General features: G+C 43.6%; 14 protein-coding genes. 10 read left to right on the forward strand and 4 right to left on the reverse strand.

The annotated features are described in order from the left end of the window. Positions 1-212 precede the first annotated feature (212 nt). A complete protein-coding gene (locus IV71_RS02950; RefSeq protein WP_010691107.1) occupies positions 213-563 on the reverse strand; it encodes a winged helix-turn-helix transcriptional regulator in 351 nt (116 codons plus the stop codon). Between the two features lie 148 nt (positions 564-711). Between IV71_RS02950 and IV71_RS02955 the strand changes: the two genes are divergently transcribed. The 3 genes from IV71_RS02955 to IV71_RS02965 all read left to right on the forward strand — a co-directional run bounded on the left by IV71_RS02955 (position 712) and on the right by IV71_RS02965 (position 4,091). Further along, positions 712-1,734 (forward strand): zinc-binding alcohol dehydrogenase family protein, encoded by a 1,023-nt coding sequence (locus IV71_RS02955; protein WP_056995008.1) that lies wholly within the window; start codon positions 712-714, stop codon positions 1,732-1,734. A 20-nt stretch (positions 1,735-1,754) separates the two neighbouring features. Continuing rightward, positions 1,755-2,297 carry a YbhB/YbcL family Raf kinase inhibitor-like protein gene (locus tag IV71_RS02960; RefSeq protein ID WP_010691112.1) on the forward strand — a complete coding sequence of 181 codons (543 nt, stop codon included), beginning with the start codon at positions 1,755-1,757 and terminating at the stop codon, positions 2,295-2,297. Positions 2,298-2,879: 582 nt separating this feature from the next. Continuing rightward, a complete protein-coding gene (locus IV71_RS02965; RefSeq protein WP_056995009.1) occupies positions 2,880-4,091 on the forward strand; it encodes a DUF2075 domain-containing protein in 1,212 nt (403 codons plus the stop codon). A 57-nt stretch (positions 4,092-4,148) separates the two neighbouring features. Here IV71_RS02965 and IV71_RS02970 read toward each other — a convergent pair whose 3' ends face one another. Then, on the reverse strand, positions 4,149-4,928 hold the full coding sequence (locus tag IV71_RS02970) for a TIGR01457 family HAD-type hydrolase (protein WP_029489841.1): 780 nt from the start codon (positions 4,926-4,928) through the stop codon (positions 4,149-4,151). Positions 4,929-5,046: 118 nt separating this feature from the next. Between IV71_RS02970 and IV71_RS02975 the strand changes: the two genes are divergently transcribed. Both IV71_RS02975 and IV71_RS02980 read left to right on the forward strand, forming a co-directional pair. Beyond that, positions 5,047-7,191, forward strand: a complete 2,145-nt coding sequence (locus IV71_RS02975; RefSeq protein ID WP_056995010.1) for an LTA synthase family protein — start codon at positions 5,047-5,049, stop codon at positions 7,189-7,191. Between the two features lie 120 nt (positions 7,192-7,311). Continuing rightward, positions 7,312-8,130, forward strand: coding sequence for an RluA family pseudouridine synthase (locus IV71_RS02980; RefSeq protein WP_158534702.1), 819 nt, complete (start codon positions 7,312-7,314; stop codon positions 8,128-8,130). A 42-nt stretch (positions 8,131-8,172) separates the two neighbouring features. Here the strand turns inward: IV71_RS02980 and IV71_RS02985 are convergent, their stop codons facing one another. Together IV71_RS02985 and IV71_RS02990 are read right to left on the reverse strand one after the other, a co-directional pair. Continuing rightward, complete coding sequence (locus tag IV71_RS02985; RefSeq protein ID WP_010691118.1) at positions 8,173-8,892, reverse strand: MIP/aquaporin family protein; 720 nt, start codon at positions 8,890-8,892, stop codon at positions 8,173-8,175. 96 nt (positions 8,893-8,988) lie between these two features. Beyond that, positions 8,989-11,214 carry a copper-translocating P-type ATPase gene (locus IV71_RS02990; RefSeq protein WP_010691119.1) on the reverse strand — a complete coding sequence of 742 codons (2,226 nt, stop codon included), beginning with the start codon at positions 11,212-11,214 and terminating at the stop codon, positions 8,989-8,991. Between the two features lie 289 nt (positions 11,215-11,503). Here IV71_RS02990 and IV71_RS02995 point away from each other — a divergent pair, with 289 nt between their 5' ends. The 5 genes from IV71_RS02995 to IV71_RS03015 all read left to right on the forward strand — a co-directional run bounded on the left by IV71_RS02995 (position 11,504) and on the right by IV71_RS03015 (position 17,293). Next, positions 11,504-12,808, forward strand: a complete 1,305-nt coding sequence (locus tag IV71_RS02995) for a chloride channel protein (RefSeq protein ID WP_010691120.1) — start codon at positions 11,504-11,506, stop codon at positions 12,806-12,808. 112 nt (positions 12,809-12,920) lie between these two features. Then, positions 12,921-14,090 (forward strand): glycoside hydrolase domain-containing protein, encoded by a 1,170-nt coding sequence (locus IV71_RS03000; protein ID WP_158534687.1) that lies wholly within the window; start codon positions 12,921-12,923, stop codon positions 14,088-14,090. Positions 14,091-14,101: 11 nt separating this feature from the next. Beyond that, complete coding sequence (locus IV71_RS03005; protein WP_010691122.1) at positions 14,102-14,683, forward strand: hypothetical protein; 582 nt, start codon at positions 14,102-14,104, stop codon at positions 14,681-14,683. Positions 14,684-14,858: 175 nt separating this feature from the next. Next, the gene (locus IV71_RS03010; protein WP_010691123.1) at positions 14,859-15,542 is read left to right on the forward strand and encodes a CPBP family intramembrane glutamic endopeptidase; all 684 of its coding nucleotides are present in this window, start codon (positions 14,859-14,861) and stop codon (positions 15,540-15,542) included. An 89-nt stretch (positions 15,543-15,631) separates the two neighbouring features. Continuing rightward, a complete protein-coding gene (locus IV71_RS03015) occupies positions 15,632-17,293 on the forward strand; it encodes a formate--tetrahydrofolate ligase (RefSeq protein ID WP_010691124.1) in 1,662 nt (553 codons plus the stop codon). Positions 17,294-17,651: the final 358 nt, after the last annotated feature.

The following is a 17,651-nucleotide window of genomic DNA, read 5'->3' on the forward strand; positions in this document are numbered from 1 at the left end:
TCCAGGATGGCCCATCAGAGGATAGTCGACTTCGGTCGGCTTTTTTTGTGGGTAAAAGTTGGTGTAAAGCTAATTTACTCATTGATTTTAAAACTAGTATTCTGAGCTCAAAGAGTAATTAACGGGAGTAATAAATAACGATAGATTTAGGAAACAAGAAAAATTTTAGTGTTCGTTATAAAAAATATGATTAAACAAAAAGAATCTCAAAGCTAATTTTGAGATTCTTTTTGTTTGGTTTCTTTTGTATAGTTATCGCCCCAAATAACCATTGACTGAATGACAGGATATAAAGTACTTCCAAATGATGAGATGCGATATTCCGTTTTGATTGGAATAACGGGGTAAATCTGTTTGTCAATTATTCCATCGTTTTCCAGTTCTGACAACTGTTTTGCGAGCATCCTTTTTGATACATAGGGTAATTTTTTTTGTAATTCAGAAAAACGTAACACGCCGTTTTGAAACAAGTGGTACAAAATAACACTTTTCCATTTACCAGAAATGAATTGTAAGGTGTTTTGAACAGGACAACCCAAGTCACAATCATATAACTTTTTCAATACTCTGCCCTCCTTCCCGTCCAGCTACATCCATAATATCACTTTAATTAAAAATGTCAGGTGAATTTAAATTCACCAAGTGAATAGTAATTCACGTCTTCACAAAGAAATCTAGTGGCGATACACTCGGGTTGTGGAGGAAAGATGAATGTCAAAAGTTAAAGCGGTTGGTTTTTATGAGCATTTGCCAATCAAAAATACTCACAGTTTTGAAGATGTCATGACTGAGGTTAAGAGTCCCGAAGAACATGACCTATTGGTTAAAGTTGATGGTATATCTGTTAACCCCGTTGATACTTTTATACGACGCGGGGGTCGTCATAATAAGTTAGTACATCCTAAGGTTATCGGATGGGATGCAGTCGGAACGGTAACACAAGTTGGTTCAAGTGTTAGCTTGTTCAAAGTCGGTGATCGAGTTTGGTATGCTGGAGATTTTACTCGTCAAGGTAGTGACGCTCGGGAACAACTTGTTGATGAAAGAATTGTTGGGTACGCACCAACGTCACTAAAGGATCGAGATGCTGCTGGCATTCCATTGGTCGGGCTAACGGCCTATGAGTCTTTATTTGAAAAACTACACATTGATGAAAAAGATGTTGGTAAGAGCATTCTAATTATTAATGGTTCCGGCGGAGTTGGATCAATTGCAATTCAGTTAGCTAAACTAGCGGGGCTACGGGTAATTGCAACAGCCTCTCGTCCAGAGTCCATTAAGTGGGTTGAAAAATTGGGAGCTGATTTTGTTGTTAATCATCATGCTAATTTAGTTAAACAAGTGCGAAAAGTTGGTTTCAAATACGTTGACTATATTCTGAACCTAAGCAATTTGGATGCTCACTGGAATGAAATTTCTGAACTAATCAAACCCGATGGTTGTGTTGCAGCGTCTACTGAAAATCGTCGCTTAATTGACCTACAAAAGTTAACAAAAAAAAGAGTTACTTTTAGTTGGGAATGGATGTATAGCAAATCATATTATCAATTGGAAGATATGATTTCTCAGCACCATATCCTAAATCGTCTCTCAAATCTATTTGACGAAGGTAAGTTGGTTCCCATCACAACAAAAAGTTACACGCCAATTGACGCGTCAAACATGCAAAAAGCACATTCTGATGTGGAATCTGGAAAGATGATTGGGAAAGTTACTTTAACTGGTTGGGAGTGAAATTAAAAAAGGAAATTATTATGGCTATTAAAAGTACAGACGTTGTATTGAACAATTTACAAGAAGCACAAAACATTGATGTAACGGTCAAAGGACTGACTGAAAATGGCTTTTTTGAGAAAAAGAATTATTCGGGTATCTTTGGGATTGAAGGTGGACAAGATATTTCACCAGAAATTCAATGGGGAAAAGTTCCAGAGGGAACTAAGAGTATTGTAGTAACTATGTATGATCCCGATGCACCCACTGAATCTGGATTTTGGCATTGGGCAATTAAAGACATTCCGGCAGACGTTACATATTTAGCAGAAAATGCAGGTTCTGCTAACAGTGAGAAGTTACCTAATGGCGCCATTACAATGCCGATGGATGCACGAATGAATCAATATGTAGGAGCTGCACCTTCGGCTGGTGACGAACCACATCCATATCATATTGTTGTGACTGCTTTAGACGTTCCTACATTGGATATTTCACCAGATTCAACACCTGCTTTTATGAACTTCAACATGATTGGGCACGAACTAGCCCGTGGATATCAAATTGTTTATGCCCAAATTTAGTTAAGTTCAACTAAAAGTGTGGTCTAGTATCCAAATCACTGTGTGGTTTTACTTTTCCCTTACATGGCGCATCGGTCTACACAATTTACATTCGAGAGTTAAGTTTTATATGTATCAATAAGTTAACACAATGTTGATTAGCGAAAACAAAAGGACCACCCCTTAAACCAGAGGTTGGTCCTTTTGTTATAAAGAAACCAGCTCATGTTGGCCAAAAAGCATTAGTACAGTTCTTATAGTCGCTTTCCTAAGCCTTGCTACTTTTGTGTAATTAATTGTTCCTGATGAAATTTTCTATGAGAACGTTTATCCGGGTAATGACCGATTAGTAATGTGATAAAAAATATATCGAGGACGATAAAATATTTTATCACCCTAAAATTACGCTCTTTTTAAAAGCGGTTATTTTTTGTAGTTTACCGTATTTTGCTTCTTTTTTTAAGAGAGTGTAATATGGGTATGATTATTAGAGTGTTGTTCAAATTTCGAAAGTCACTGCTAATTATCCGGGTGATTTCGTAAAAAGAGCCCCTTTGGTCAAAGTTAAAAAACATGCTGGTTCTTCTAAGGTATACTGAACTTATGAAAGAAAACATTTATCAAAATCTTGACGCTTATGACCGTAATGATTTGACCGCTAATCAGCTTCAAACATTAGGGCGCTTAAAAAACTACATTGAAGCGTCTCTTTCTTCTGATGAACACCACGTCGCCATTATTGAAGGGGCTGCTGGGACTGGTAAATCCGTTATTTTAACGAGACTGTTTAAAGAAGTTCGTGATGGCAAGCAGGATCCAACCAGCCCCTACTATGGTTTGAAAACGGCTTTTACGGTCAACCATCCTGAGCTATTAAAAGTCTATCAGGACATGGGTGCCAAGTACGCCAATATCTATAAAAAGGACTATCAACGGCCCACTTCCATTATCAATTCCTTGGATAAGAATGGCGAGAAACTCGACGTGCTTTTCATCGATGAGGGCCATTTGCTGTTGACCAAGCCAGAACCTTACATTAAGTTTCGGCAAAACAATCAACTCACAGAACTCATTCGCTTAGCAAAAGTCGTAGTGGTGGTCTTTGACTTTGCGCAGGTAATCCAGAGTAAGATGTTCTGGGACCAAAAGTTGTTAGATAGTGTGGTTAAAAATGTTTCACATAAAACATTCCACTTGGATTTCCAGTACCGAATGCAGGCCAGCCCACAGGTCAAGGCATGGATCGATGATTTTGCTCAAGGAAGGTTACGTCCGCTGCCTAAGATGAATGAACGCAATGGCTATGATTTGGAGATTTTCCACCGTGCTGCCGATTTGTTTGCGAAACTAAAAAGGGTAAACGAAAAAATGGGCATGGCCCGGGTTGTGTCGACCACGGGATTTCACCATGATGAAGGTGGCAAGCACCACGTCGTGATGGATGACTTTGACCTTCCTTGGGATGAGTATGACCCTCAGGAGTTAACTTGGGCAAGGCGACCGGAATCAATCAATGAAGTTGGTTCAATTTATACGGTACAGGGTTTTGATTTGAACTTGGTCGGTTTGTTGCTGAGCCCGGCCTTTGAATATGACGCGCAGAATGACCGAATATGGGTGAACCCTGATAAAGTCATCCACAGAGAAATCTATAAAAAATCGCCCCACCTAAAAGACGCCAAGGACATCGAAAAAGCGAAGCAGGATTTCATGCTAAACGCTTTAAACATTTTGGCTAAACGGGGTAAATATGGTCTCTACATAGCCGCTGCTGATCCGGCTCTAAATCAACGGCTGTTAGAATTAGCCAAATAAAAAAATCGCCTGATGATTGTGACGCGAAGAGTAGGCTGAGTCACAGCAGGCGATTTTTTATTTGACAGACCATTGATCGAAGTGCTCCACTTCGTGTGTCGGTTTGATTTCTTTTTGTTGAATTTGTTCTTTCGTGGAAACGCCCGTATAAACAAGAAGTGTGGCTAAACCATTTTGAATACCGGCTAAAATATCCGTTTGATAATTATCCCCAACCATAATTGGCTTTTTAGGGTTGTTTAAGCGTTTTAAAGCACCCTGCATAATTGGGGCTTCTGGTTTAGCGATAATGGTTGGTGCGACTCCTGTTGCGGTTTTAAGCGCAGCCACGAGTGAACCAGCTCCTGGGAGCATCCCTTTTTCAGAAGGCAGGTTGGTATCGGCATTGGTTGCAATGAAACGGGCACCACGTTGAATGGCGAACGTCGCCTCCATTAGCTTTTGGTAAGTGAATGAGCGGTCCAGACCCATGACGACATAGTCAGCCTGGTCGTATGAAACGAGCTGAATTTCGGGACGTGTAAAGGCTTCCTCTAGTCCTGCTTCACCGATTAAATAGACTTTTTTCAAGCCTTTTTTGAATGAATCGGAAGCGACGTAGTCGGCTGTGGCCATTGCTGATGTGTAAACCTGTTCTTTGCTGGTTTTGATACCGTGCAAGCGCGTGAGGTCCTCCGCAAAGGCTTCTGCGGTCTTGGTTGAGTTGTTGGTGACAAAGAGGTAGGGAATGTTGGCCTCTTGTAAGCGATGAACGAAACGTTTGGCTTCAGGAATTGGGTTCTTCCCATGGTAGATGGTTCCGTCTAGATCGATTAAATAAGCATCGTATTGTGGCATGAATGGCTCCTTATCACTGTACATCATTGCCTCTTATTTTCCCTTAAAAAAGAATTCCTTTCAAGGGGGAGAGCTTTTCGATGAAAAAACTAGGGTTTAACGGTATAATGTATCTATTATGGAATGGTTGAAGAAACAATTAAAGCGGTTAAAAAAGGGCCTTATCTGGGCCGGAAAGAAAAGCCAAACACGTCTTGGTTTTTACGGCTGGATGGTCTTTTTACTTTGGGCAAAAACGCTCTTTGCTTATGGGACTGATTTCCGCTGGTTACATGCTTCGACACCATTTCAGTTCTTTTTAGTCATCATTAATCCGCTTGGCTTTACGATGTTGGTGATGGCTTTGCCTTTACTACTAAAGAAAAAGCCACTATTTTATGGGGGCATGCTGTCATTAAACGCCCTGTTAACGACTTTTTTGTATTTAAACGTTGTCTATTTCCGGGAGTTTACTGACTTCATGTCGGTGAACACCATTCTGACCTATTCCTCCGTCAATCAGGGAGGCAAAGCCGCCGGTGCCGTTTCCTTCAGCTATCTGGATGTTTTTTTCTGGATTGACCTTCTCGTGTTGCTCTACTTGCTCTTCCGAAAAAAGATTCGAGCAGATAACCGGATAGTGAAAAGGAGTCGTGGGGCCCTCTTGATGACTTTTGGTCTGTTCATCATGATGGTTAATTTAACATTAGCCGATATCGACCGGCCACAACTGTTAACACGGCAATTTGACCGTGAATACCTGGTTAAGTACCTTGGTCTCGGTCCCTTCATGGGGCTCGATGCCTACAATACCTTTACAACTTCTCAGGTACGAAAGTCGGCTAAGCCCACTGAACTAAAAACGGTTAAGGAATATGTTGATAGCCACTATGCTGACATGAACGCTACCTATGCTGGTCAGGCCAAGGGTAAAAACGTCATCGTGATTCATCTCGAATCCTTCCAACAATTTTCGATTGACCGGAAGGTGAACGGTCAGGAAGTGACTCCGTTTTTGAATTCGCTTTACCACAGTTCGGATTCGCTTTCCTTTGCCAACTTCTTCCACGAAGTCGGACAGGGAAAGACTTCCGATGCGGAAAATATGTTGGAAACGTCAACCTTTGGGCTTCCACAGGGCTCGCTTTTTGCGAAATTGGGTAATGATCAGACTTTCCAAGCGATGCCTGCCATCTTGAATCAACGGGCCGGCTACTCTTCGGCTGTCTTCCACGGGAACAACGGTTCTTTCTGGAATCGAACGCGTGTTTATAAGAACATGGGCTATCAGAACTGGATTTCTGGGGAATACTTCAACACGACGGGTAAACGTTCCACTGCTTGGGGACTGAAGGACAAGTTGCTCTTTAAGGACTCGGTTCCTTATCTTGAACAGCTGCAGCAACCTTTCTACGCGAAGTATCTGACGGTGACGAACCACACCCCATTCGAACTGGATAAAGAAGACCAGGATCCTAACTTCCAAACAAGTAATTCTGGTTCAAAGTATATTGATAATTACTTTATTACCAACCACTACCTTGACCAATCCATTCGTGAGTTCTTTGACTATCTAAAAAAGTCCGGTTTGTATAATAACACGATGGTGGTTCTCTATGGGGATCACTACGGTATTAATAACACCGAAAACCAGGAATTGGCGCCACTCTTAGGCAAGGATCCGAGCCAATGGACGGACTTAGACACGGAGAATTTGCAACGAACGCCATTGATTATTCACATGCCCGGCTTGAAGGGTGGCGGTGTGAAAACGACTTATGGTGGTGAAATTGACGTGGCACCAACGATTGAGCACTTGCTGGGTATTTCAACTAAGCGCTACATGCAATTGGGACAGGATTTGTTATCGACTAACCGTTCGCAATTAGTCGTGATGCGCAATAAGGATTGGATTACGCCGGAATACGCCTCAATCTCTGGTACAATTTGGGATTGCCGGACCAATACCATTGTGTCTTCACCAACGGTTGAGCAGCAAAAGCTCTTTAAAAAGTTACAGGCCGATGCTAATGAAAAATTGGCAGTTTCGGATTCACTAAATCAAAAGAACCTTTTGCGCTTTTATCACCCGCTCGACTTTAAAAACGTGGACGCAGCGAACTTCGATTATTCGAAGAGTAGTACGATTCAGCGACTGAAAAAAGCATCACAACAGTCCAATTCGACTTCTCTCTACAGTAAGAATGGGGACAAGACGACCCTGGGAGATTACCAAACGGATGCAGCGGAAAGTAACCAATCCGACAGTGCACAAATCGAATAAAAAAGCAGGAGAATTCCTGCTTTTTCTTTTAAACTTATGAAGAGAATTTATCAAAAACGTATTTTAATAGCCGCTAATCAAGCAGGTCAAACGGTCAAATCCTACTTGAAAGGTGCTTTTGTGCCCAAACATATCCGCGGGCAGCTCCGGCAACAACGCGGTATACGGGTCAATGACCAGATTGTTTCAACGGCTGAAGAACTGAGGGCGGGGAATGAACTCTTGCTGACTTTGGACATCGACGATGGCGACCTACAGGGACCCTACCCGGGCAATTCGAGTCAAAAAGTGGCGATAGTGTTTGAAAACGAGGACCTCCTGGTGGTGAATAAGGCGGAGGGGATGAAAATGCACCCGCATTCGCCGACGGAGGAAGACACCTTGCTAAACTTTGTCCAGGCTTACCTGGACGCAAGTCACGGTACATCAGCGAACCAACCGGCCAAGGCGTTCATGACGCACCGGCTGGACCGTGCGACTTCTGGTTTAGTATTAATTGCCAAAAACCCACTGGCGGTCCCGATTCTGAACCGCCAAATTAAGGATAAAGTCGCGAAAAAGACCTACATTGCCAAGGTTACCGGATTTTTTAAGACAAAAGTCGGCACGTTTACCCAGCCGATTGGGCTGCACCCAAGTGAAAGCCGTTTGCGTGCCATTCGGCCATTGGAGGAGGGTGGGCAGCCCGCTCTGACGCACTATCAGGTGCTTTCCCAGGATGCTTCAACACACGAAAGCCTTGTTCAACTTGATTTAGAAACGGGCCGAATGCACCAATTAAGGCTGCACTTGGCGGCAGCAGGACATCCGATTGTGGGCGATGACCTGTATGGCGGCCGGTCGGCTAACCGATTGTATTTGCAGTCAACGGCACTGTCATTTATGACGCCGTGGACTAATCAACCAACTATTGTAAAATTAGCGGAACATTTCCAATAAAAAAAGGCCTTCCGAATGCGGAAGGCCTTTTTATTGAAGCTTTTATGCAGCGGCTTCGTCTTTTGCGAAGTACTTAACGGCCAAACCGGCCAAAGCAGCGGCGATAACCTCGATTAAGAGGAAGAACCAGAGGTGTGCGGATGATCCCAAACCAGTCATGATGGCTGGGGCAAAGGCACGGGCAGGGTTCAGCAATCCGCCGGTCAATGGGTAGGTAACGAAAGCTGACAAAGTCAGGGTCAAACCAGCAACAACTGGTGCTTGCTTTGGCATTTTCTTAAAGGCCAAGACCGTCACGAAGACCAAGAGGAAGGTGAAGACGGCTTCGATTGTCAACGAAACAGGCAAAGAAGCAACGGAAGCGGCTGGTTCCAATGTTTCGTAAATCTTCGTTGCGCTCACGGATGATGAGCTAGAAGAAGTTGATGACGATGACATTTGTGTGTTAATCACAGGGACCAGCGTTTGAACGGCAACAAAAAGTCCGACAATGGCACCGATCACTTGTGATAGCAAGTAGCCACCGAAAGTCTTCCATGAAATTTGCTTGTTTAAAGCAGCGGCCAATGAAACGGCTGGGTTAAAGTGACCACCGTTTGAGAAAGGCCCGAAGACGAACATCAACATGGCGATGGACAATCCTAAGACAGCCATTACGTCAAAGAGTTGACCGATTGAGAAAGTTGAAACATAGATCAAAGCAACCGTTGAAAAGATTACCAAGAACGCTGTCCCAAGAAATTCTGAGAGATATTTGCGCATAAAAAAAGCTCCTTTATTCTTACTGTACAATTGCCTATTGTACCGCACTTGGAATAAAGGAACGTTAAAAATTAGTTTTTTAAGGGAATTTTTAATTTATTTCCGCAAAAGCATGGCGTTACCAGCCACAATTAAGGTTGAAAGCGACATCACGATGGCCCCAATCATTGGGTTTAACATGATGCCAGCAAAGGAGAAGATTCCTGCGGCAGTTGGGATGGCGATGATGTTGTAACCAGCACCCCACCAGAGGTTCTCCAATTCCTTCTGGTTGGCATTGTGAGCCAACTTAATCAAATCGATAATCTTTGGAAGAGAGGTTGAAATCAAGACAGCGTCAGCGGATGCTTGGGCAACGTCGGTACCGGCACCAATGGCAACGGACAAATCAGCCTGTGCCAGTGCAGGCGCATCGTTGATACCGTCACCAATCATCATGACTTTACCGCGCTGCTGGTACTCCTTAACAAGGTTAATCTTGTCTTCAGGTGAAACCTGCGCACGCACTTCCGAAATGCCCAATTCTTGAGCGACTTTATCGGCGGTTTGCTGACCATCACCGGTGACCATAACTGGTGTAATGTTCATGGACTGTAAGGCCTTAACAAAGTCTTTGGCGGATGGTTTCAATGAATCGCCAAGCGAGATGGCGGCAATGACCTGCTTATTTTGAACGAGGTACGAAACGGATCCGTCCGACTGCATGGCCGTGTAGGCAATCTTTTGTTCATCTAGGTAACGGGCGTTAACGATGGCATAATGCTGACCATCAACATCACCAGTTAAACCAGCGCCCTTAATGGTTTGAACGTTTTCAGCCTGCTTTGAAGGGACCTTTTCATCAGTTGCCTTCTGCACAATGGCCTTAGCCAATGGGTGAGAAGACTGACTTTCAAGCGCCGCCATAACAGCCAATGCGTCGTTTTCTTGAACATCCTTTGTTTGAATGTCTTGTACTTGGAAGTGACCGTTCGTTAACGTACCAGTCTTATCCATCAAAACGTAATCAAGGTGCTTTGCTTGCAAAACAGCGCCGTGCTTCTTGATCAAGATACCATCTTTAGCAGCGATGGCCTTTGTCCGCTGAATAACCAGAGGAATGGCCAATCCCAAAGCGTGGGGACAAGCAATGATCAAAGTCGTGACGGCCGTGTTAAAGGCTTCGGCGGGACCTGAAATAGCGGTCCAAATAACGAAGGCGAGGAAGGCAGCGGTTAAGCCAACCCAGAAAAGCCAGCCGGCGACTTTGTTCGCCAAAGACTCCGCCTTTGAAGAAGATTGTTCTGTTTGGTTCAACGTATCCTTGAGGTGACCGATGAAGGAATCAGCACCGACGGCCTGCACCTTTACAAGCAGGGTACCATCATCGTTAATGGTACCACCGATGACTTTGGAATCCTTTTCCTTCTTAACGGGTTTTGATTCACCGGTCATGAGGGATTCGTCGACACGCGACGAACCTTCCAGGACAACACCATCAGCTGGGAAGGATTCCCCGGCTTGCACCTGCACTTCCATGTCAGGCTTTAATGAAGAAACTGGCATATCCATGAAAGAATCACCATGCTTGACGTGCGCAGTTTGCGGTGTCAGCTTGGTTAATTCTGACGTTGCGCTACCGGCTTTCATGGTTGCTTCCATTTCAATCACGTGCCCCAGCAACATGATGACAACCAGGCTAGCAAATTCAAAGAAGTAATCCATTGTCATTTGGCCAAAGAACGTGTTGGCGACGAATGAATACATGGAAACCCAGTAAGTCACAATTAATCCCATTGAAATCAGCGACATCATGGCGGGCTTCTTGCTCTTTAATTCGGACTTAGCACCGGTGAAGAAAGGCTTCGTTCCAACCACGTACATGGCGGTGGCGATAATGGCTGTTAACCAGTTTGAGCCTGGGAAAGTCAAGGTGAAGGGCAAATCAACACCCATGAATGGCGTGATGAAAACGAGTGGGACAAGTAGAATCAAGCTAATCCAAAAGCGCTTTTTCATGTCGCCGTGGTCCATACCCATGTGCATCATGCCAGGCATGTTCATCATACCGCCCATGTCCATGCCACCCATATCGTGGTTCATGCCGGACATGTTCATACCACCCATGTCATGGTCCATGTTCATCTTTGAGTGGTCCATATCACCGTGGTTCATCTTCGACATATCCATCTTAGAATGGTCCATGTTACCCATGTCCATACCACCCATGTCATGGTTCATGTCCTTCTTTGAATCGTTGTCACCCGACATGTTCATCTTAGAATGGTTCATGTCACCGTGGTTCATGTTTGGCATATTGTTCTTTTGCTTATCTTCAGCCATCAGTAACTCCTTTCGCTGTAACTTATCTACTGGTCTAGTTTAAATCAAGTATAAAAAAGGTGCAAGTGTTTTGAATGAATCAATCCTATTATATTTTAAACATGCTAAGCAGTAGGCTAGTGGTAAATGTTGCTTTTAAAATAACTAGTGATTCAAAAAATTAAAAAGATTGGTATAGTTATCGGTTGATTGTTGCCTTGCTTTTGAGCGCCTACTTTTGTACATTAAATAGCGAAGTAAAATTCCGTCAGTGGTCACGATAGTTTAATAGGAAAGAATGGATAGTTAAATGAATCAATCAAAAGTAGCAAAAAAAGAAGGCTTGGTGGATTGGCAGCACGTTTATTCGCTTCTCTTCACGAGCATATTCTTAGCCATTTTTATTGGTTTTTCGGCCATGCTTTTGTCCTATTTTTTGGACATAATCGCTGATAGTTTTATGCACTTTCATGAATCTTATCATTCAGCCAGCCCGAAGGACGTACCCGCTTGGCGGCGCCTCCTTTCCGTAACGATTGGTGGTGTGATTGCTGGTCTTGTCTGGTATGCCATTCGGCGTAAGGCACCAAAGATTGTTAGTATTGCTGGCGCCATGAAGGGGCAAAAGATGCCCTTCTGGAAGACGATTTTGAATGTTTTGACCCAAATCTTTTACGTCGGAACGGGTGGATCAGTTGGGCGTGAATTAGCCCCTCGGCAACTGGGGGTGATGCTCTCCCAGCAAGTTCAGGATTTTGGGGTCAAAAAAGGCTTCTTAAAGTTAACGGATGAAGACCGACAGCTCTTGTTAGCAGCTGCGGCCGGGGCCGGCTTTGCTGGTGTTTATATTGCGCCAATTACGGGGATGCTCTTCTCCGTCGAGCTTCTATTAAAGAAGAATTCCATTAAAAACATCGCGATTTCATTGATGATATCGACCATTGCCTGCCTGATTGGCTCCATTGCCAAGGGCTTTACCCCCTATTACTGGGTGGCCTCTGGCGACTTTTCCCGCTGGCTTTTAATTGCCGCCTTAGTGATTGGCCCACTGGCTGGTATCGCTGGTGCGTGGGCTAAGCAAGGCTTTGCCTGGGCGCAAAAGAAGCAGGCCTCTGGCAAAGTCATTTTGCTCACCATGCCATTAGTCGGACTACTAACGGGGATGGTCGCTTGGATCGCCCCTGAAATCATGGGTAACGGTCGTGCGGTTGCTCAACTGGCCTTTCACCAAGAAAACGAGCAGTTGATTCTCTTCTTCATTATTCTTGGCCTAGCTAAGTTTGCCATGACCTTCCTCACCCTTTACGGTGGCGGAACGGGTGGTACGCTAACACCTTCAATCGCCCTTGGTGCTGTACTAGGCCTGGTCGTCTCCGTTGTCTTTGCCGGTGTTCTCCCAGGTATCCAGCCCTGGCACTTCGCTCTCATTGGGGCGGTAGCTCTCTTGGCCGCCTCCCAACAGGCACCGCTAATGGCCATGTTCATGGTCTTTGAAATTGCGCACCTCCATTCCTCCGCCCTCATCATCTTCGCGGTTGCTGTCGCCCTATCGTCTGCAACAGCTAAGTTCTACTTGCAGGTAATGGAAGCGAAAAAGTCACGTTCATTCAACTAACTCATAACAAAAGGCGCAACGATTTTAAATCGTTGCGCCTTTTTTAGTGATAAGCCTCTATAGCACAACAGTGCCCATGATTTCGGCCGGGTGAATCAACGCGCACTTGGGCTTGGTTCCAATCTATCAAGATAATACGGGGGATGTTTCCGATTATTCTTATGACAGCGGAATCCACGATGCCACTGAAGCTGTGAAGGCAGCGTTAGCACTCGGTATTCCAGATGGTCATACCATCTACTTTGCCGTAGATACCGATATGACAGAAGATGAAAATGAAGCACATGCGATTCCTTACTTCACTGCCATTGCCAAGGTAATGAGCCACTACACAATCGGTGTATATGGGACTCGTAACACCTGCTCAATGGTTTCAAAGGCCGTGCCAGCCGTTAAATATGCCTATGTATCCAACATGTCCACTGGATTTTCAGGGAACTTAGGATTCTCACAGCCGTTAAACTGGGCCTTTGATCAATTTGATGAAACCGGTCCAGAAGGTGATTTGCCAGGCCGTGACAAGGTGGCTGTGTTTCACCAAGACGAAGGAGTGACAAACCTTATTGATAGTCGAAAACCAATAAACTGGATTGAAAATTCAAATTGGTCGGTAATTAAACAACTGATTGCATCACATAAGATTGAATTAAATGGAAAGTCTTATGTGTTAGTTAATGATTCATCCATTAAGATTTCAGTTTCTTACAAGAACGTTACTACGCTAAATCCAAATACTCCATTGACGTTTACTTATCCCATTAAAAATGGCAAAATTGATTCTTCAATTTCAGCGGAATTGGCTAAAAATGGTCTTAGCTTTGGTGGTGATTTGAGTGAGTCAATGAAGAACTTTACAGCAGGCCTAGAATCCGGATTTGTAACAATAAATATTTTAGTAAATAAAAGTTCTTCATACGCGAATAAAATTTCGATTGAATTTTCTGATAAGGACCTTAGAGACCAAAGAGATGATGTTAACAATGAAGATGTGATTGCTTTTGATGTTGAATTTAATTGGGATAATATGGGAAAACAGTTACTCGATACAATTGCGCATCCAGCAAATGTACTTATTAAAAAAAGTGCCCAAAGTATGCTAACATTACTGAATGGCGGTATGAGTATTTTCGAACAGGGAATGTTTGCCTTAACAGGGGCAGTTACCGCAACATTGCAAGATACTAATCAACTTACAGGAAATGTAACTACTAAAGTTTCCGTTTTTGGAATTTTTGTGATTATCTTGTTTATGTTTGTTGAAGATTTTATTCCAGGTGTGTAGGGGAGCTTGTTTTGGCTAATTATAATAAACTAATAAAAATGCTGCAGAGTGAATATTCTCATAACAAGAAATGGCAGTTATTATTTATTATTTTTGTTATTTTTATTAGCTTTTATTCTATATTAATTCTTCAAAACGGCGAATTTGATGGCTTGTCTTTTATTGATTTACTTGTAACAGTTATTGTTGATTTATGTGTCGTGCGTTTTTCTTTTATTGTCCATAAGCTAAATAAAATTATTGTAAATAATGGTGATACCGAAATTATATTATTAAATGATATTCGAGATGTGAATCTTTGGCTTAACAAAAATCGGACATTATTAATAAAATTTGCCTTAATTCCTACTGGATCGTCTTACTATAGCTGGGGTTTCATTGAAACGGAAAAAGTATTTCAGCTCATTTTTGTTAATATGTCAAAAAGTAATTCCATTGTTATCTTGGATATTGATAAAAAAGAAATTTCCAACAGTTCTTATCAAAAATTGATTTTAAAGTGGATTGGTAAGGGAAAAAGAGAATATGAAAGAAAACAAAGATCAATAAGGAAATACATTTTTCCGATTACCTCTTTCTACGAAAAATTATAAAAACTAACTTATGTAATCATAAAGAACTTACTCATTGAGCGTCGTTTGTTAACAAATAGTGCCAGTCTCTATTTTATAGGGGCTGGCTTTTTATTTGGGTTAGTGCCAAAAAATTCACACCTGAATTTATGCTACAATTTCTATACTATGGTTTGGGTAAAGGAGAGCGTGAATAATGGCGATACGAAGTAAAAGTTTTTGGGGTGTTGCCCTGATTACGGTTAGTTTATCGATTTTGTGGACGGGGCTCTCACGGGCTTTTTCTGTTTTTGTACCGGCGAAGTATAACACGATGTTTGCGGATGCTAATACGATTTTTTGGCATGTGTTAGCACCGATGGCGCTGACTTATTTGGTATTCTTTCTGTTGATGAGAAGGATGGAACGGCTGGGACAAGTTTACCAGCAGCAACCTCTGATTGCGCATCGCGGGGTTCGAATCCTTTTTGCCATCATTGTTATTGCGATGATTCTCTTTTCGTTGTTTAATCTCTATCAGCATTTACATGCTATCTTGAACCACTGGCATCATAACTCCTTAGCACGGTTGCTCTTTGCTTTTATGAGTACTTTTTTTGTTGGATTACTCGAAGAATCGGTTTTCCGTGGCTTTGCCTTGACTGAATTTCTTCGTCGTTTTAATGAGCCGATTTCATGTTTGTTGTCCCTTATCTTATTTGGCTTTTGGCACTTACCAAACATTATTGCTGGAGCACCGGTTATTCAGGCGAGCCTGCAGGTTTTCAGCACAATGATCATTGGTTTTGGTTTGTACATGGCGGTCCGTTTATCAAGAAGTATCTGGGGTGGTGTTTTGATGCACTGGCTTTGGGACTTTGCCTTAGTTATCGCCCATTAATGTTTTAAAAAGTCCGTAAGGGCTTTTTTTCGTGTAATCGTTTTAAATCCGGTATACTGGACAGGAAGATGCACTGAGGTAGATAACCCATGAAAACCGATATTGAAATCGCCCAAGAGGCGACAGTTTTACCCATTACAGAAATCGCCGAAAAGGCAGGCTTGAACCCATCTGAAATCGAACCCTATGGTTATGATAAGGCCAAGATTAACCTGGATAAAGACGTGAAGCGAGATCACGAGGGGAAGCTGATTTTAGTCACCTCGATTAACCCAACCCCTGCGGGCGAGGGAAAGTCAACGGTCACCGTTGGCCTGGCAGACGCTCTGCAGGCGGTCGGAAAGAAGACGATGATTGCCTTGCGTGAGCCCTCACTTGGTCCTGTGATGGGGATGAAGGGTGGTGCCACGGGTGGTGGTTATTCCCAAGTCGTGCCAATGGCTGACATCAACCTGCACTTTACGGGTGACTTTCACGCCTTGACGGCGGCTCATGATTTATTGGCAGCCGCATTAGATAACAGTATTTATCAGGGGAATCCCTTGCACATTGACCAACGTCGGGTGATTTGGAAGCGCGTGTTGGACATTAACGACCGGGCTCTTCGTCACACGACAATTGGATTGGGTGGCCCAACTTCTGGTGTGCCCCGTGAGGATGGTTTTGATATCACGGTTGCGTCTGAAATGATGGCCATTTTGACTTTGTCCACGGACTTGATGGACTTAAAGCGTCGGGTGAACAACATTGTCGTTGCCTATGACTTTGACAAGCAACCGGTAACGGTTAAGGATTTAGGTGTGGCTGGCGCCATTACGGTTTTGTTGAAGGATGCGATTAAGCCGAACTTGGTACAGACCTTGGCCCACACGCCAGCCGTCATACATGGTGGTCCCTTCGCTAACATTGCTCAGGGAACCAATTCGGTTCTGGCAACGCGGACGGCCTTGACCTTGGCTGACTATGCCGTGACGGAGGCTGGCTTCGGTGCCGACCTTGGTGGCGAGAAGTTCATGGATATCAAGGTGCCAAAGTTAGGCAAGGAACCCGACGTGGTCGTTGTGGTGGCGACGGTTCGTGCTTTGAAACATCACGGTGGCCAGGCGCTGGCTGATTTGAAGCAGGAAGATCTGTCGGCTTTGGAAGCCGGTGTTGCTAACCTGCAACAAAACATCAAGGCAATGAAACGCTATGGTGTCCCCGTTGTCGTAGCAGTCAACCGCTTTACCGATGATACGGAAGCGGAATTGGCCATGGTACGCGAAGCTGCGGAAGCAGTTGGTGCGCAGGCCGTGACGGCCGATGTTTGGGCAAAGGGTGGCGCTGGTGCGACTGACTTAGCTGAGTTAGTGGTGGAAAAGGCAGCAGAGAAGCATGACTTTTCCCCACTATATGAAGAAAACGATTCATCCGTGGAGAAAATGAACAAAATTGTTCAAAATATCTACGGTGGTGCTGGGGTTGAACTCTCGGATAAGGCCAAGAAACAATTGGCGACTTTTGCTGAACAGGGCTGGGATAAGTTGCCGATTGTCATGGCTAAGACCCAGTACTCGCTTTCTGACGATGCCAAAAAGTTAGGCGCACCGAAGGACTTTACCATTCACGTGCGGGAATTTGTGCCAAAACTGGGGGCAGGCTTCCTCGTTGCTCTGACTGGAAACGTTCTGACCATGCCTGGATTACCAAAACACCCAGCAGCCATGGATATTGATATTGATGAAAAAGGCCGGATTACTGGGCTTTTCTAATAGAAAGTCATTAATTATGAAGAATTTTTAATTTTCCTTTGCATAATTCGTCTCTCATGTTATAATAAATTTATCATAAAACATCAGGAAAGGAGGATGACGTTATGTTTATCTCTCAATCAAAGAATACCGCTTCATTTAAGTCATCTGAATTTGCCTTGTTGTTGAGCTTGCTATGGACATCCTAGTGAGTTGATTTTTGTATGAATCAGTTACTAGGGTGTCGACACCTAGTAACTGCTCACCAATGATGGTCCCGGTAGTTACGTTTACGTACTACCGGGACTTTTTTGTTTGATTTGAAAGGAAGAGAAAGATGGATATGTCAGGAAACCAGGCGGCAATGGCTGCTAACGGA

The sequence above is a fragment of the Fructobacillus fructosus KCTC 3544 genome (genome assembly GCF_001438695.1).
GTDB classification, from domain to species: Bacteria; Bacillota; Bacilli; order Lactobacillales; family Lactobacillaceae; genus Fructobacillus; species Fructobacillus fructosus.

Coding starts and splice junctions, on each gene's coding strand:
- IV71_RS02975 (WP_056995010.1), top strand. CDS start 5,047: ATGGAATGGTTGAAGAAACAATTAAAGCGGTTAAAAAAGGGCCTTATC.
- IV71_RS03010 (WP_010691123.1), top strand. CDS start 14,859: ATGGCGATACGAAGTAAAAGTTTTTGGGGTGTTGCCCTGATTACGGTT.
- IV71_RS02955 (WP_056995008.1), top strand. CDS start 712: ATGTCAAAAGTTAAAGCGGTTGGTTTTTATGAGCATTTGCCAATCAAA.
- IV71_RS02970 (WP_029489841.1), bottom strand. CDS start 4,928: ATGCCACAATACGATGCTTATTTAATCGATCTAGACGGAACCATCTAC.
- IV71_RS02965 (WP_056995009.1), top strand. CDS start 2,880: ATGAAAGAAAACATTTATCAAAATCTTGACGCTTATGACCGTAATGAT.
- IV71_RS02990 (WP_010691119.1), bottom strand. CDS start 11,214: ATGGCTGAAGATAAGCAAAAGAACAATATGCCAAACATGAACCACGGT.
- IV71_RS03015 (WP_010691124.1), top strand. CDS start 15,632: ATGAAAACCGATATTGAAATCGCCCAAGAGGCGACAGTTTTACCCATT.
- IV71_RS02995 (WP_010691120.1), top strand. CDS start 11,504: ATGAATCAATCAAAAGTAGCAAAAAAAGAAGGCTTGGTGGATTGGCAG.
- IV71_RS02960 (WP_010691112.1), top strand. CDS start 1,755: ATGGCTATTAAAAGTACAGACGTTGTATTGAACAATTTACAAGAAGCA.
- IV71_RS02985 (WP_010691118.1), bottom strand. CDS start 8,892: ATGCGCAAATATCTCTCAGAATTTCTTGGGACAGCGTTCTTGGTAATC.